We start from the raw sequence: 14,817 nt of genomic DNA on the forward strand, positions 1-14,817 counted from the left end.
TTCCGCGGGAGAAAGTCAGGACCGCACGAGCCGGGCGATCGCCGCCGTGGCCTCTTTGACCTTCTGGTCGGCGTTGCCCTCGGCCGCGGCCTGGACGACGCAATGGCGCAGATGGTCCTCCAACAGCCCCACCGCGACGGCCTGCAACGCCTTCGTCGCCGCCGAGATCTGGGTCAGTACGTCGATGCAGTACGTGTCCTCGTCGACCATGCGCTGAAGCCCGCGGATCTGGCCCTCCACCCGGCGCAACCGCGACAGCAACGCCTGCTTCTCCGCCGAGTAGCCGTGCTGTCCCGCCGACGTCTTCTCCACCATGGCCGCCAACATACCCCGTACCCGTACCACGTCGGCGCCCTTGGGCAGGGCCTGGAGCTGCTTCACGGTCGCCGCGATGGTGCTGCTCTGGCCCTGCGACACCCCGGCCGTTCCGACACCACCTGGTGGCCCGACCCAGGTCCACGGTCAGGTCCTCGCCGTGTCGCCGCAGCCGTGCCCCGCCGGGCCGGAAGCAGAAGACGATTTTCCTGTCGCCCCGAATGCGATCTGCGGGACCGTGACCGTGAAACTGGCCAGCGGCCCGGACACGGGCACCACCGTCACGACCGACATCCCCGCCGGTCCCGGCGCGGTACAGGTCACCGCTGGCGACGACGCCGTGCTGCTGATGCTGCAGAAGCCCGACGGCGGCGGCGTCACCTACTCGATCTCGGATTTCCAGCGGTCCACGCAGCTGTGGCTGCTGACCGTCACCCGGTCCGCGACCGTCAGGGAGCTGGCACGCGCGAACCCGAAGTACCGGTTCCGGCAGCTCTACGGCGCCGCGACCCGCATCGGCCGCGCCCACATCGCCTCGGTCGTCAACACCATCGTGCTGGCCTACGCCGGCGCGTCGCTGCCGCTGATGCTGCTGTTCGCCGTCGGTAACACACCCGCCGGAGAACTACTCACCGGACAACTCATCGCCCAGGAACTCGTCCGCGCCGCGGTCGGCACCATCGGGCTCATCGCCGGCGTTCCCATCACGACCGCCCTCGCCGCGCTCGTCGCCGCACGCACCTCCCACCCCGAGAAACTGTCCGACGTCGACAGCGACGGCGTCGTCCGGCCCGCCGCTGCAAGCCGGGCGAGCCCGCGCCCGGCCGACGACCCGTGGGCGGCGTTCGTGGAGCGGCACCCCGGCTGGCAGGAGAAGGAGACCCCTCAGATTCCCGGCGCCAGCTCGTCTGACGCGGCATCGGAGCAGGTGGGGGCGCACCGAACCGGTTGCGCCCCCCACCTGTGCACCTCCGCGCCGAGAAATCAGACCAGGCGGCGCACGACGTAGTTGTTGCTGTAGACCTTCTGCTTGCTGACGGAGCCACCCGGCTTCGGTGCGGCCCACATGTAGCCGCCGCCCGCGTAGATGGCGACGTGGGTGCCGTAGGAGCCGGAACGGAAGACGATCAGGTCGCCCGGCTTCTTGTTGCTCTTGCTCACGGCCTTGCCGTAGTTCTGCTGCAGGTTCGCCTTGTGCGGCAGCTTCTTGCCGATGGCCTTGCGGTAGACGTACTGCGTGTAACCCGAGCAGTCGAAGCGCCTGGGGCCCGCGGCGCCGAACACGTAAGGCGCGCCGTTGTGCTTCCTGGCCTCGGCGAGAATCTTGGAGCCATCGGCCCTGACGGTGATCCTCATGGGCTTGGTGGCTGCCGCGCCGTAGGTGGTGCGGAACAACCTGGTCACATGGGGACCGGTCTTGAAGGCGACGACCCCGGAGGTGTTGCGCCGCTTCTGCCAGGTCTTCCACTTGTTGCCGTACTTGCCCTGGAGGAGTACGTACCCGCCGACCAGCTTCTTGCCGGTCTTCGGGTCGATCACCGTCGTGGTCACTCGGACCTTGGTACCTCGGCTGATCGTGCGCTTGTCGTACGAGGCGGAGATGCGCGGCTTCACCGGGGCTGCGGCGACCGTCGTCGTGGCGGCGGAAGCGGATGCCGCGGAGGCTGCCGGCGTCGCGACCAGTTGGCCGGCGCAGAGGCAGAGACCCAGGGACAGTGCGACGGTTGCGGTGCCGGCGGACATGCGGCGGCCACGGCTCGAACTGCGTTCGTGCACGGTAGAAGATTCCCTCCGGCACGCCTGCGAGGTTAGCTGTCGGGTTCGGGCGGGAAGGTGTGCCCGGCCGCCGGAAAGGCGGCTTCACCCCGAGGTCCGCCGGGCCTTGCGACCCGGGATGGACCGGATATGGGTCCCCCGTCCCTGCCCCGTATGCCTGTGTGGTTGTGCGTGTACTTCGTGGTCGCACCACTGGGACCGGGGCAGGGCTCGGCGATGATCCGGGCGGTGCGAGCGGCGAGCGGTCGCTCACCAGCCCCTCTTGCCTATCCGATTTCCGGAGCGGCCGTCGGCCGCCGCCTGTAACCGTGCGTGTTTGGCATATCGCCCGGTGTCCGGTTTGTGACCTCGCTGTGACAAATGCCGTTGCAGTGGGCGGGCACTTGACTACCCAGAGGTTAAGGTTGCGGGTGGCTCTGATCACAGAAAATGGCGGACTGATGCCGGTCATGGAGGGTCTCAGGCTGTCTCAAGCGTCCCTGTTTGCTTGATTCGTCCCCGAACGGCCGATGTCGTCATCGGTCACCTGCCGTCCTTGATGGGCATGATCCTGGGTGGACGGGCCGCTCGGATTGGGTCGCCTCGCTGCACGACAGGAGTTCCTGCAGCGCCATCGCCTCCGATAGCGACGCACTCAGGCCGGGGATGGCTTGGGTGGGGTCCAGGACTCCGCGTAGCCGGAACAGCATGCTGAGGCCGACCTGCAGGAGGTCGGAGTCTTCCCCCATGGCGCTGAACGAGCCGGAGCCGGCGGTCGTCACCTCGACTGCCAAGACGGCGCTCGCGACGAGCATCGACCGGCACGGCGCGATCAGTCGCCGGCTGACGCGGCCTGCTCGGTGGGGTGCACCCCGGCGGCGAAGCGGATCAGATCCGCGTCGCCGACCGGGTACCGCGCCGGTACCCGGACGACGAGCGACTGTCCCCGGTCGTCGAGTGCGACCGTGAGCGTCGTGTCGGCCGCGGTGCGGCGCAGCGTTCCCCGGTACCGCCCGACCGGCGTGGTCGGCCCGGTCAGCGGTCGGGCGCCGATCAGCGTGCAGCTGATCCGGTCCGCGTCGGTGCCGGTCCCGCCGGCGGGCCGCCAGGACATCGTGGAGGTCGTGACGGTGTCCACCGGCATGCCGGCCGGTGCGAGGTCGAGCCGGAACGGCGCGGCCGCCGGAACGGTGTCCGGCCGCAGCCGGTTGGCGAAGTTGACCAGCTCCGCGTCGGTGAGCGTGTCGTCGGTGTCGATCCGTACCCATCGGGTCGGCGACTCCTGCCAGTAGAGGCTGAGCTGGGCGGCCGGCGTCACGGAGACCCGGCGCAGGGTGGCCGTCCGGTCGCCGCGCAGCCGGTGCGGACTCTCCCCCACCGGGCCGGCCGGCGCGGCGAAGCGCGGTCGGCCCGCACCGACGCTCACCGTGACGTCGGCGCCGCGCACGGGGTCCTTCGCCTCGTAGTACGCGACGATCCACCCGGCCTCGACCGAGACGACCGGCGGGGCCAGCCCACCGGCCGGCGTCACCCCCGGCCGGTACGGAAACACGGGCACGTCAGCCGCGGACGGCGGCGACAGCGACAACCCCGCGGAAGGATCATGGACGTCCTGCGGAGGTTGCGCGGCGAGCCGGGACGGGCTTCCGCCGCCCGGCCAGGCCACCGTGCCGGCCACCCCGGCGACGGCGAGGACCGCCGCCAGTCCGGCCCCGAGCGCCGTGAGACGCCGGCGGCGGCCCAGCCGCGCGGAGCGGCGATGGACGTCGGCCAGGAGGCTCGAGGCGGCCGGCGTACGCTCGGCGTGCTCGTGCAGCGACTCGCGCACCCGGCGGTCTATATCGCTCACTGTGCCCCCGCCCTGCTTCCGCTACCGGCCCGGTCGGCCAGCGCCGCGCGGAGCCGGCCCAACGCACGGGAAGCGTGCGCCCGCACGGTCGACGGGGCGCAATCCAACGTCACGGCGATCTCCTCGTCGGTCATGTCCGCATAGAACCGCAGGACCAGCACGACCCGCTGGGCCCGGGGGAGGCCGGCGAGCAACGTCCACATCTCGTCCCGGGCCGCCAGCTCGTGCGCCGGGTCGGCGGTGAGCGGCGGCCGGTCCGGCAGCTCGGCCATGGTCCGCTCGGTGCTGGACCGGCGGCGGCGCCAGGAGAGGAATTCCCGCACGACCGCCTTGCGGACGTACGCCTCGGGCAACGTCATGGCCTCGATCCGGTCCCAGCGCCGGTGCGCCCGGGCCAGCACCTCCTGGACGAGATCCTCGGCCAGGTGCGAATCGCCGCAGAGGACGTGGGCGAAACGCAGCAGCGCATGTCCCCGGGCCACCACGAAGGCGTCGAATCCCCTCGACATACGCTGCGGCCCCTCGGTCAGCAGGCTCGGTACACGTAGTCGGACGAGCCCGGTGCGGTCACGAGACGGTCCCGTAGAACGATCGACAGTGTACGGCCGAAGCCACGGCACGCCTCGTCGAAGTCATCCTCGGTGTACTCGATCACGATGACCCGGTCGCCGTACGTCTCGACGTACGTCTGACACTCGTCCCAGTGGGCGCACTCCTCGGCGATGGCGAAGTCGAAGCCTGTCGCCGGACGCATCCGCGCCGCCAGCTCGGCGGCGTTCTTCTGGCCGACGGCGAGGTCGCGGCCGTGGGCGTGGTCGGTCAGGAGCTTCCCGTACGCCGTGGCGTGGTCGGCGGTCAGCAGGTCGTCGGAGCGGGTGAAGGTGTCGAGGTTGTCCACCTCCACCGCCTGGAAACCCTTGCGCGCGCACTCGTCGATCCAGCCGTTGACGATGGCGGCCAGGGCCGAGCGTTTGGCCGGCGTGGAGATGTCGAGCAGGATCTCGCCCCACTCCTCGTCGATCACCTCCTGGCCGTCGCGGGTGAGCAGCAGGTCACGGTGGCGGGTGCGCCACCAGTCGGCGTCCTCCGGCTGGGTCTGGAAACCGTTGACGTAACAGACGTTGTACTTGCCGGCCGCCGGTGCGGCGCCGTGGTCGCGCAGCACCACGTCGACGCCGGCCGGCGGCGGGTACGGCGTACCGATCTGATAGTCGACGCCGGCGTTCGCCGGTGGCGGAGCGAAGCGCCCGACGGCCGCGTCCGGCGCCCGGGGTGCCGGAGAGGTCGGTCCGGCAGCTTGCAGGTCCGCGGCCCGCGCGACACCCGCACCCGGCCGGGCCCGGTCCGGACCGTGGTCGTCCGCCACCGCCACCCCCGTGCCGACGGCCAGGACCAGCATGGTGGTCCCGACGACCACGCCGCGCGGGCGCCACCGGGACCTGCTCTGTTCGCGTGCCGACATGCCTGCTCCCTCGGTCGAAGATCAGCGATCCAACTCTGGAACGCGGCGGCGGCCGCGTCCTGCTGTCAACGGAGGCCGAAAACTTTGCGTCACCGATCAGGAGGCGATGTTGACGAGGAACCAGACCTGGTCGTCGGTGGGTTCCCACGTGCACGGGCTGTGGACGATCCCGATGCCGTCCTCGGTGGACCGGTTCTGCACGCCCGCGCAGTACTCGCTGGCTTCGCTCTGCATCGCGATGCCGCCCGTGGGAGCGCCGGGGAACCGCCAGTGTTCGTACTCGACGGGCGTACCGCCGCAGCGCCGCAGTTGCAGGACGTGGGTGTCGTTCTCCCGCGGGGGAACGCTCAGGCACTGTCCGGTCGCGATGGAGATGATCTGACTGCCCTCCGTACCCGCGTGCAGCTTCCATTGTTGGCGGAGCTCCCCGGTGACGGATTGCTGCGCCACCGTGTTGCTGTCCTGCAGGACGTGCAGTGCCTTGCCGGTGACCTGGTTCTTCACCACGACGGGCCGCTCCCAGGTGGTGGATTTCTCGGTGGCGCCGAGCTTGACGGCGGTGGGGGCCGGGCGTTGCGGGCTGGTGGGAGCTGGACGCGGCGGGGCGGCGGTGGCTGCCGGTGGTGCCGGCCTGTTCTGCGAAGCCGACGCCGGGGGCGGTGTGACGGCGGCGGCGGACGTCGACGCCGAGCCTGCCTGTGACGGGGCCGTTGCGGGGAAGGCCGGTGCGTCGAGGGTTTGCGCAGGGGTCGCGGCGGCGGACGGTGGTTCGTCGGCATCGAGGAGCCGGGTGGCGATGAAGGCCGCGGCGAGCACGTTCAAGCAGGTCACGGCGGCTATCAAGGGACGCCGCGACCGCCTGGCACGGTCGGTGCGGCGGTGCCGGCCCAGCGGTACGGCGGTGAGAGCTGCGCTGCGGGTGGCGGGGATCGGTGTGGCGGGGATCGGTGTGGCGGCGGGCGGTGTGGCGGCGGGCGGTGTGGCGGCGGGCGTCCATCCGGGTGCCGGTGGGCGTGCCTTGTCCGGCGTGGGTGTCGGCGCGGGCCGACGCGGCGTGGTGGGTGCGGTTGCATCAGCCCTCGCCGCGCCCGCATCAGCTCCCGCGGCGGTTGCATCAGCCCTCGCCGCGGCCGCACCGGCCCTCGCCTCGCCGACGGTTCCCGCCGCCCCCACCGTTCCCGGCGCGTCCGACATCGCAGCGAACCGCCCGCTCACACTGTCCGCGACGGCGGTGGGTGCGGGTGGCGCCGCGGGTGCTGGTGCGGCGTATGCCGATGCGGCCGGAACGGCGCGCACGGCGGGCGGCGGTTCGGCGGGCGGCGGTTCGGCGGGCGGCGGTTCGGCGGGCGGCGGTTCGGCGGGCGGCGGTTCGGCGGGCGGCGGTTCGGCGGGCGGCGGTTCGGCGGGCGGCGCCGGGATGTCGCCCGGCGTGCTGAGGGTCGGCCGGTTCACGGTGACGGTCTCCGCAGGGGGCTGGGCGCGTCCGGCGGCCGCCCGCTTCCACAGGAGCTGCGTGGTCTGGGGGTCGGTGTCGGCGCAGACCTGCGCGAAGCGGAGTACGGCCGTGCCGTCGGGAAAGGACTCGCCGCTGAGCCAGCGGCTCAGGGTCGCCGGGGAGCAGTGCACCTTGCGGCCGATCTGTGCCGAGCTGGTGCCGCACGCTTCGCGCAGGGCGCGCAGCCGTACGACCAGGGCCCGATGCTCGTCGGTGAGCCCGTCGATGATCGGTTTGAGGCTGCGCCGGGTGGTTGCCTGCCCTGGATTGTCCATACCGGCCTTTCTCGCGATAGTCCATGACATCGACATCAACGGATCAACATAGTGGTGATGCCGGACCATCGGTAGGTCGTGTACTGACGGCGTCCCGCCCGCCGAGCCGCTCCGCGCCGGACGACCGCCGAGCCGCTCCGCGCCGGACGCCCGCCGAGCCGCTCCGCGCCGGACGGCCGCCGAGCCGCTCCGCGCCGGACGCCCGCCGAGCCGCTCCGCGCCGGACGGCCGCCGAGCCGCTCCGCGCCGGACGGCCGCCGAGCCGCTCCGCGCCGGACGGCCGCCGAGCCGCTCCGCGCCGGACGACCGCCGAGCCGCTCCGCGCCGGACGGCCGCCGAGAGCGATTGCCAGGTGCGAATGCCAATTGCGGTCACCAAGTGCAGTTGCCTAGCGCGGTTGCCGCTGCCGCTGCGGGTGCGCTTGTGGAGGTCACGACTCCGCGTGCGGTTGCCACGGCTGCGGACGCCGGGTGGGGCGACGCGGTGATGCGGGCGCGAGGAAGGACTCGACCGGTTCGCTCCAGCTGCGGAGATCCGGCTCCCTGCTCATCTGCTGTATCTCAGGGTCTCGGTGACTGTGGAGAGGCGGTTGGTGTGCAGTCGCGCGGCGGGCTTCCGGAGTCGTCCCCACCGTCCTGAGTGGATGCGGAGGGAGGAGCGGTGGAGGGCTGGTCGGGTCCGGGCAGGATTATCGGTCCGGCGCTGGGGTCGGGTCGGGGCGGGACCATCGGTCCAGCGCTGGGCTCGGGTCGGGGCAGCGGGATCGGGTCGAGGCAGGGGGCGGGAGTGGACGGCTCTGGGCGGGGTTGCCCGGGCTGGTCGTCGTCCGGTGCTGTGGTGGCGGGGAAGATGACGGGTGCATGGTTGCCGGCGGGCGAGGGGCGCCAGGGTGCGGCGAACGGCTGCGCCGCGGTGGCGCTGGAGGCGACGCCGTAGTCGATCTCCCGGGCGTTGCCGCTGCCGGTGACGTGGGTGAAGTGGCCGCTGGCCTGCACGGCGGCCCCGACGGGCAGCACGAACCGCGCATGGCGGGGATCGTTCCACGCCCGCGGGTTCACGTCGAAGGTACCGACGGCCCGCCACGGCGCCTCGCCTGCGGCGTCGGCGATGACTCGCAGCAGGGCCGGAGCGTCGCGGCCACCGGCCGTGGCGTGCAGGGTGAAGAGCCAGGTGCCGCTGATCCGTACGCCGAACGCCGGCCGGGAACCGTCGCCCTCGGGATGGGGGACCACCATGAACCCGTCGGTGGGTTGCGCCGCGGGCAGGACCAGGGCCAGGCCCGTCGGCCGGTTCCCGCCGGCCAGCGGCCAGTGGACGCGATAGCTGACTTCGTCGACGGTGAGCGTGCCCGTACGGTAGGTGAAGACCTCGCGGCCACCGACTGTGGTGACCGGGGTCGAGGCGGTGGCCACGTCACTCAGGCCGGTGAGGGGGCCGGTTCCCTGCAACGCCATCACCAACGAGCCGCCGCCCGGGTTGTGCTGACGCAACAGCGCGGTGATCTTCCGACCCCAGGAAGTCTCGCCCGGCGTCGATGCGTCCGATGGTGCCGCGGACACCTGGCCGGACACTGACACCGAAGGCGCCGGTCCGGGTGCAGACGGCCCGGCTCCGGTTGCTGACGGTGCCGGGTCGGAGGCCGACGTCGACGGTGCCGGTGCGGATGTCGGGGAGGCCGACATCGACGGTGCCGGTGCGGATGTCGGGGAGGCCGACATCGACGGTGCCGGTGCGGATGTCGGCGGTGCCGGGTCGGGCGCGGGACTCGATGGTGCTGGTCCGGACGCTGACGGCGCTGGACCGGGTGCCGGCGGGCGCGGGCTCGTCGCGGCGCCGTGCAGGTTGTAGCTCACCACGGTGGGGGCCGTGGTGACGGCGTCCGCGGGATACATGGCCATCGCGCCGGCGAGGCTCGGGATGCTGAGGGCGATCGCCCAGCCGGCGGCCCGGGCCCACCGGCTGGGAGCGCGGCGGTGCGAGACCGGTAGCGGGCGCGCCGACGAGAACGGCCGCGCCGCCGGTGCGCCGGGTGCGGCACGATGGCGTCCACCCGCGGCCGCCGCATGGCGTCCTCCGGCGTACGGCTGGGGCAGCGGACGGCGTTCTCCGGCGGGTGTCGCCGGAAACGTCCTGTGGAGCATCCACACAGCAGTCTCCTTCGCGGTTCGAGAAGAGGTGGCGCGCAGCCAGGGGGCCGGATCTCCGCCGGCCTCGGGATGGCCCGGGCGAGGACCGATCGCCCGCTCGTCGACCGGCCGGGCGTGCGGCTCGCCCGGGGGTCCCGCCCGCCTCGGCGTGAGCTCGGCGGCGGGCGGGACTGTCTTCACCGGGACTCAGATGTCACGGCTGAGGGGGATTCGGCTTGTGGCCGATTTCTTCACACAGCGTCGACTTGGCCGGGGGGATGCACAGGCCCGGATCCCCGGGCAGTTCGGGTTTCTCCTCCGGCAGGTCGGGCCAGGGCTCCTTCGGCCAGACCGGGCCGATCGGCCCGATCGGTTCCGGGATCGCCGGGTCGGCCGGGTGTTCCCGCCCCAGCGGGGGTTCGATGGTGGGTTCCTGCTCCCCGCGGGCGCGCAGGTTCATCCCGAAGGCGACGGGCACGTGGTCCGTACCGTTGGGGATCTGCGGCGGGATGATGGTCCGTGATCCGGGCGGCGCCTCCCCGGAGGTGATGCCGTAGTCGAGCTCCGCGAGGTCACCTTCCGGCCCGAAGTGGGTGTACGTCTCGGTGCGCTGGACCTGTGCCCCGGCGGGCAGGACGAAGTGCGGGTGTTCCGGGTTGTCCCACACGCCCGGATCCACGTTGAAGTCGCCGAACACGTGCCACGGCGCGGAGCCCACGGCGGCGGCGATCTCCCGCAGGAGAGGCGGCATGTCGTTGCCGCTGCCGGTGAATCCGTGCACGGTGAAGTACCAGGTCTGGCCGAGCCTGATGCCGAACGCCGGCCGGCCGCCCATCGGGCTGGTGACCAGCATCCGCCCCTGGGGTCGCTGACGGGACGGGACCAGGATCGCCAGGTTCACCCGGTTGCCGTTGGGGTCGGTCGGCACCCAGTAGATGGTGTAGGGCGTGCGGTGCTGTTCCCAGTCGCTGTACGTACGGATCGTGAAAGCCGGACCGCCGTTGACCGGGATGAGTGTCTGGGTGTCGGTGTGCCGGCCCGGCACCCAGTCGGCGCTGCCGGCTTCCTGCAGCGACATGACGAGCTCGGCGCCGCCCGGATTGTTGTCAGGGGACAGCGTGTGGCCCACCTCGGTGCTCCACGCCGACTCGCCCTGCGACGAACCGCCCTGCATGTTGTAGGTGATCACGGTGCGCTCACCCACGGCGGCATGCGCCACCGGGCCCGGCGACGCCAGCGCCAGCGCCGCACCGGTCCCTCCGGTCGCGACGACCAGGGCGGCCGCGGCCACCCGGCGCGCCCAGCGGGGAGCGACCGTACGGTGCGACACCGGTCCGAGCGTTGCGATGGGGACCGGCGAGGCCGGCCGGGAACGAAACGCCTCGTAGTGCCGTCCGGCTTTCGGCGGCGCGAACACCGCACGTGCTCTGTGCCAGATCAACACGGACTCCTTCCGTGAACAATGGAATTGCGGAGAAGGTCCCGGGCCCGGACCACTACCCGGCGCCCGGCCCGAGTGGGCCCGAGGCGTCGGATACGCATTCATCCTGTCCACTGCCACCACCCGGGCGGCAAGCAGTCCACATTGCATTTCCGCAGGTAGAAACGTTGCACCCGCGCTACCAGCCGAAAGCAACGACAACGCGATGCACCGCAACGTTGCCGCACGCGCTCAAGCTAAGCCCGCCCGACGGTGCCCCGAGGTGACGTCGTGGCCGGTACGGGGTCGCGCTCGTCAGGTCCGGACGGGCCCCGCCGCTGCCGTCCGTTGCGTCTTCCCACGTTTACTGCCACCTTCCTCACCCTCGTAGCGAAGGATCGGTTGCCGTGATGTGGTGGCGGGTCCAGCACGGCGGTATCGAATCCGATCTCCACGTTCGAACAAGCATTCTGGAGCCTCTCCGCCGGCACCTGACCGGCAGAGAGGCCCAAGCACTCGCGCACCCCGGAAGCGTCAGGAAACGGCTGCGTGGTGACGCAGCTTGGTGGGTAGTCGCACGGTGAAGGTGGTGGCCGCCTCGTCGGGTTCGTTGACTTCGATGGTGCCGCCGTGTTGTTCGACCACGGCCCGGGCGAAGGTCAGACCGAGCCCGGTGCCGGGTACGCCCTTTTGGTGGGCGTCAGCGGTGCGCATGAACAGCTCGAAGATGCGGTCGCGTTCCTCGGCGGGAATGCGCGGGCCGGTGTTGGTGACCGCGAGCGCGGCGGTGTGTTCATCGGCGTGCACTGTCAGCCCGACAGTGCTGTCTTCCGGTGCCCACGTGACGGCGTTGGTGAGCAGTTCGTCGATGACCGCACGGAGCCGGTGCGGATCGCCCTGCACCATCGCCTGCGGTGGGCTGTTGACCGCCACCGCTACCGGCGAGTCGGCTGCGGCCTGGTCAGCGGCCTCGTGTGCCAAGGCGGCGAGGTCGACCGGGACGGGCTCCAGGCTGATGTGCCCGGAGCGGGTACCGGCAACGTCGAGCAGCTTCGAGATCAGCGTGTGCACGCGGGTGGCGTTGCGGTGCATCACCTCGAGCATCGGCGCCCGCTCCTCAGCCGATAGGCCCGGCTCGGCACGCATCACTTCGGTGTAGGACTGGATGCTGGTCAACGGGGTGCGCAGCTCGTGACCGACCAGCGCGATGTACTCGTTGCGGGTTTGATCCAGCTCGGCGGCGTACTGCTGAGCCTTGCGGCGGGAGAAGAACTCGCCGATGTGCGCCGCGATGCCGGTCATCACGGCGGTGCGCGTGTCATCCGGTGTCTCGCAGTGACCGCTGTAACAGACAAGTACCCCGAGAGTGACACCGCCTTGGGGGACGGGCACGGCGAGGGCCCCGCGAAGGGTGCCCCAGTCATGGGTCTGCCGCGCGGCGTCGGCGTCAGCGCGCAAGTCACCCGACCAGGCAGGGTCGGTGGTGCGCCATGCGCGGCCGGCGACGCCTTCGCCCTCGCCGAGCTGGTCGGGCAGATCGCAGGGCAGTTGGTGACCGTGCGCGGCCCAGCAGGGTCCGCGGCGCAACACCTGCCCGACCGGATCGACGGTCCAGAACTCGGTGGCCGCCCAGTCGAGCATGTCCCCGATCACTCGCACGACGTTCGTGATCACCGTGTCGGGCGGCTCGGGCTCGGCCAGCAGATCGGAGACCCGCATCTCGCAGTCCTTGAGCCGCGCGGTGCGCCGCTGCACGGTGGTCTCGTGCAAAGCGACGACCGCGGCGACCGGGCCGTCGTCCGGCACGGTATTGCCGTGGACTCTGAAGGATCGCCAGGTCCCGTCCGGGTCAGTGAACACCACCTCAGTGGCGTCGATCTTGCCGCCGGCCAACGCACGCGCCAGGAGCGAATCTCCGCCGCGCACGCGACGACCGTGGGTATCGGTGACGTTGAGATGTTCCAGCCACGAGGTGACCGGCATGTCGTCGATCAAGGGGCCGAAGAGGGTCCCGAGCAGCCTGATTGCACAGCATGGCGCGACCCTCGGCGTCGCACCCCACCACGACCGTTTCGAGGCTATCGAGGACTGCCCGCAAGGCATGCTCGGATCCCATTGGCCACCCTTCGCCCTATTTGCCAATACTAGAAGGCGATAGCGGCGGCCGCGCGAGCTTCGCAAGATGGCATGCTCTACCTGCGTCACACTCGGCGCGAAATCGCAACAGCACCGATGAGTCGGCCTCTGCAGTTGGCCGCCGACCTGATCCGCAGGTCAATCCACCGGCGCGAAGAGCCGGTCGAGCTGGTGATCGATCAGCTCGATCGCCCGCTCCGCGCTCAGCTGCCCGAGCAGCATTTGGCCCTGCAGACCGGTCGTTCCCGCCAGCAGGAAGTCCGCTTCGTCGCGCCGTCCCTCTGGCAGGAGCATGGCGATCAGATCCTCCAGCTCCGGCGGCGCGTCGCGGATCCGATCGCGTAGGGCATCCTCGGTCATGAACCGAACGAAGTAGGCCATGTGCACCAGGTGCCGTTGTCGGCGGCTCTCGTCGAGCGGGAGGAATTCGAGCAGGACGCTGCGCAGTATGTCGCGAGGTTCCGGCTCCGGGCCTAGCGCGGCGACGCGTTCCCGGGCCTCCGCTTCACCGTCGCGGTTGAGTAGCTCGAGAGCGCCGAGTAGCAGGTCCTCGCGGGTGCCGAAGTAGTACTGCAACTGTCGGGCGGGTACTCCCGCCTCCGCGGCGACGCGCCGGATCGTCGCGTCTTCGAGCCCTCCGGATGCGGCCAGCCGCCATACCGCAGCAGCGATGTGGCGGCGTCGTGCCTCATGGTCGACCTGGCGAGGCATTCGAAGCTCCCATCGATCTGGTACGGTCGTACCAATAAGATTTGGTGCAGTCGTACCAATATAGGGGGGCTTTGCCATGAGGACAGCAACGCTGGTTGTCGGCATGATTCTGCTGGTCTACGGAGCTCAAGGCACGGTGCGCCAACTCGTGGACCACGACAACGCTGGCTTGCTCGGCTGGCTACCCGGCGGCTTCGGGGCTCAACTGGCTGGCCATATCGTCCTAGTGGTCGCCGGTCTGCTCCTTGCTGGCTGGGCTGGACACCGCCCCAGTCACTGAACGCCCGCTCCCCGAAGTAGGTCCTGAATCCAGTCCGCCGTTCAGGAGCGATGCCTTGAAGTCGTCCTGTCACTACGCAGACATCAACGGTCACCAACATGGAACCGATCTGCGTCAGGACGGATGGGGCTTAGGGCCGATCGGATGAGACAGGGACATCACCTCCCGGCTTCACGCGTTCTCATCACCGTCACGGTACGGTGATGAGAACGGCAGAAATGTGCCTCGGCAGGCCAAAATCACGCTACCTGCGGAACAGGTTGCGAGACACCCACCAACTAACGAGCATTCGATCGCCGACGGTCAACGCTGTCCCGGGGACCAGCCGGTGGCAGTCGCCCACTCCTCCGCGACAATCACGACGAGGTCGACCACTGGGTCTTTGACGTCCGTGTAGATGTCCACGTCGTCAACGGCGGCGGCCAGAACACCCTTGAACCGCGCATACGCCGGCACGGCCTGGGCGTGGGATCGAAACCAGTCTCGAAACAGCAGGGCAAGCCGCGCGTTCGGCGAGCCGACGAGTCGGCAGTGCAGATTGACCTGCTGCTCACCGGGGTTCCGCTTATTCCAGTACCGCTTGGCCCAGCGCTGCGGCGGGTCGTCACGACCGGCCGGTACGTGGTCTTGCTCGTACGGTCGTCGGAAGAACCCGAAGGCGGCCAGTGGCCCATCGAACGCGGTCGCCGCGGCGTCGAGGTCGGCGACACTGACCTGCAGATCGATCGCCGGCTTCGCTGCCATGCCCGGAATGGAAGTGCTGCCGATGTGATCCACCCGAAGCGCCAGCGGCATCAGCGCGACATGCAACTCGCTGGCGAGAGCTTCCCCCTGTCGCTGCCAGGCCGGATCGTACGCAACGATGAATGTCGCGGCGGCCGAGTCTGGAATGGACACGTGGAGCAAGGTAGCGCACCGGGTGCGGGAAGATTCCTGCGGCGTTCGTCTCTCGACGTCGAGGTTCGGCCTTGCGGCGTTCGAGCGATCGGCGTC

General features: G+C 70.6%; 13 protein-coding genes and 1 riboswitch. Of the genes, 2 read left to right on the top strand and 11 right to left on the bottom strand.

The features are described 5' to 3' along the window. Positions 1-15 precede the first annotated feature (15 nt). On the bottom strand, positions 16-315 hold the full coding sequence (locus tag IEY99_RS26820; RefSeq protein WP_189206868.1) for a metal-sensitive transcriptional regulator: 300 nt from the start codon (positions 313-315) through the stop codon (positions 16-18). Between the two features lie 238 nt (positions 316-553). Between IEY99_RS26820 and IEY99_RS26825 the strand changes: the two genes are divergently transcribed. After that, the gene (locus IEY99_RS26825; RefSeq protein WP_229799282.1) at positions 554-1,324 is read left to right on the top strand and encodes a YibE/F family protein; all 771 of its coding nucleotides are present in this window, start codon (positions 554-556) and stop codon (positions 1,322-1,324) included. On the opposite strand, the gene IEY99_RS26830 is transcribed toward IEY99_RS26825, so the two are convergent. From IEY99_RS26830 to IEY99_RS26855, 6 genes are all read right to left on the bottom strand, one after another. Next, positions 1,300-2,091 (bottom strand): C40 family peptidase, encoded by a 792-nt coding sequence (locus IEY99_RS26830; protein WP_229799283.1) that lies wholly within the window; start codon positions 2,089-2,091, stop codon positions 1,300-1,302. The two genes, IEY99_RS26825 and IEY99_RS26830, sit on opposite strands and share 25 nt — an antisense overlap. Positions 2,092-2,097: 6 nt before the next feature. Then, a riboswitch (cyclic di-AMP (ydaO/yuaA leader) is annotated at positions 2,098-2,273 on the bottom strand. A gap of 629 nt (positions 2,274-2,902) precedes the next feature. Next, positions 2,903-3,919, bottom strand: coding sequence for a hypothetical protein (locus tag IEY99_RS26835; protein ID WP_189206870.1), 1,017 nt, complete (start codon positions 3,917-3,919; stop codon positions 2,903-2,905). Beyond that, positions 3,916-4,428, bottom strand: coding sequence for a SigE family RNA polymerase sigma factor (locus IEY99_RS26840; protein WP_189206871.1), 513 nt, complete (start codon positions 4,426-4,428; stop codon positions 3,916-3,918). Before IEY99_RS26840 ends, IEY99_RS26835 begins: the two co-directional genes overlap by 4 nt. A 17-nt stretch (positions 4,429-4,445) precedes the next feature. Then, a complete protein-coding gene (locus IEY99_RS26845; protein ID WP_229799284.1) occupies positions 4,446-5,381 on the bottom strand; it encodes an endo alpha-1,4 polygalactosaminidase in 936 nt (311 codons plus the stop codon). Positions 5,382-5,477: 96 nt separating this feature from the next. Beyond that, positions 5,478-7,151, bottom strand: a complete 1,674-nt coding sequence (locus IEY99_RS35005; protein ID WP_189206872.1) for a helix-turn-helix domain-containing protein — start codon at positions 7,149-7,151, stop codon at positions 5,478-5,480. A gap of 560 nt (positions 7,152-7,711) precedes the next feature. Beyond that, positions 7,712-8,641 (bottom strand): exonuclease/endonuclease/phosphatase family protein, encoded by a 930-nt coding sequence (locus IEY99_RS26855; RefSeq protein ID WP_189206873.1) that lies wholly within the window; start codon positions 8,639-8,641, stop codon positions 7,712-7,714. Between the two features lie 7 nt (positions 8,642-8,648). On the opposite strand from IEY99_RS26855, the gene IEY99_RS26860 reads away from it, so the two are divergent. Then, positions 8,649-8,999 carry a BatC protein gene (locus IEY99_RS26860; RefSeq protein ID WP_189206874.1) on the top strand — a complete coding sequence of 117 codons (351 nt, stop codon included), beginning with the start codon at positions 8,649-8,651 and terminating at the stop codon, positions 8,997-8,999. A 492-nt stretch (positions 9,000-9,491) separates the two neighbouring features. Here the strand turns inward: IEY99_RS26860 and IEY99_RS26865 are convergent, their stop codons facing one another. From IEY99_RS26865 to IEY99_RS26880, 4 genes are all read right to left on the bottom strand, one after another. After that, the gene (locus IEY99_RS26865; RefSeq protein ID WP_189206875.1) at positions 9,492-10,607 is read right to left on the bottom strand and encodes an exonuclease/endonuclease/phosphatase family protein; all 1,116 of its coding nucleotides are present in this window, start codon (positions 10,605-10,607) and stop codon (positions 9,492-9,494) included. Between the two features lie 624 nt (positions 10,608-11,231). Next, entirely contained in the window at positions 11,232-12,692 is a 1,461-nt protein-coding gene (locus IEY99_RS26870; protein WP_189206876.1) for a sensor histidine kinase, read from the bottom strand. A gap of 279 nt (positions 12,693-12,971) precedes the next feature. Then, positions 12,972-13,544 (bottom strand): TetR/AcrR family transcriptional regulator, encoded by a 573-nt coding sequence (locus tag IEY99_RS26875; RefSeq protein ID WP_189206877.1) that lies wholly within the window; start codon positions 13,542-13,544, stop codon positions 12,972-12,974. A 583-nt stretch (positions 13,545-14,127) separates the two neighbouring features. Beyond that, positions 14,128-14,721 carry a GrpB family protein gene (locus IEY99_RS26880; protein WP_229799285.1) on the bottom strand — a complete coding sequence of 198 codons (594 nt, stop codon included), beginning with the start codon at positions 14,719-14,721 and terminating at the stop codon, positions 14,128-14,130. Positions 14,722-14,817 lie beyond the last annotated feature (96 nt).

Source organism: Couchioplanes azureus (genome assembly GCF_014648355.1).
Lineage (GTDB): Bacteria > Actinomycetota > Actinomycetes > Mycobacteriales > Micromonosporaceae > Actinoplanes > Actinoplanes azureus.